General features: G+C 26.0%; 2 protein-coding genes. One reads left to right on the top strand and one right to left on the bottom strand.

The genetic code is table 11. The features are described 5' to 3' along the window. The first annotated feature begins 76 nt into the window (after nucleotides 1–76). Nucleotides 77–481: a hypothetical protein gene (locus OEZ61_RS08070; RefSeq protein ID WP_290047387.1), complete on the top strand. Its 405-nt coding sequence runs from the start codon at nucleotides 77–79 to the stop codon at nucleotides 479–481. A gap of 31 nt (nucleotides 482–512) precedes the next feature. Here OEZ61_RS08070 and OEZ61_RS08065 read toward each other — a convergent pair. Continuing rightward, nucleotides 513–692, bottom strand: a 180-nt coding sequence (locus OEZ61_RS08065; protein WP_290047385.1) for a restriction endonuclease subunit S, incomplete at its 5' end; no start/stop codon positions are given.

Here is a 692-nt window from a genome sequence, read left to right as displayed (position 1 = left end):
GGAAAGCCAACAATTTTATTAAACTCTGATAAAATCATTGTTCATCATGATACTAATATAAATTAGGAGATTTTGTATGAAAAGCAACTATTATAAACCAGTATACGATTTAATTGCAGATAAAAATCCAATTAGAATGTGTTTTGTTTGGAAAAAAATTAATAAAGATGAAGAAACTATTCAAAGTATTGACACAAAGGTAGGTTTTAACTTCACCGTAGAAACTAACGAAATCAATGAAAACGTTAAACATATGTTGTCTGATCCAATTCATTTATCTGTAAACTCACTAACAGATAGTGTTAGCTATAACAAGCTTGCAAATAAATTGATTAGATTTGCAAAAAATAATTCTATCCCAGAATTAGACTTGGAAAATATAAGATTAAAATTTTATTTGTGTGATTTAATTAAGGGTACTGATGAGTATGGTAATCCATTTATTAGTATCTCTGCAATTTTTAGAGAATTTATATCTTAGTAAAAAGGAACAGTTAAATACTGTTCCTTTTTTAAATAAACATCTTTTGTAAGTATGCTTTCTTCTGCTGCTTTAATTGATATAACTTTCTGGATTGTTGTTTAATCAATTTATCTAATTTTGAGAAGAAAGTTCCAATTTTTTGTTGTTCGTCTTCCTTTGGAACCTTTATTGTCATTAATTTAATGTCAGATGAATTTATAGAATCAAA

Origin of the sequence: Apilactobacillus sp. EABW-1NA (assembly GCF_030398685.1) — a bacterium.
In the GTDB taxonomy this organism is placed as follows: Bacteria; Bacillota; Bacilli; order Lactobacillales; family Lactobacillaceae; genus Apilactobacillus; species Apilactobacillus waqarii.
This window is presented reverse-complemented; position numbering and strand designations above follow the sequence as displayed.

What these genes read in the sequence shown, in the direction of transcription:
- OEZ61_RS08070 (WP_290047387.1), top strand. Translation starts at nt 77, where the DNA reads ATGAAAAGCAACTATTATAAACCAGTATACGATTTAATTGCAGATAAA.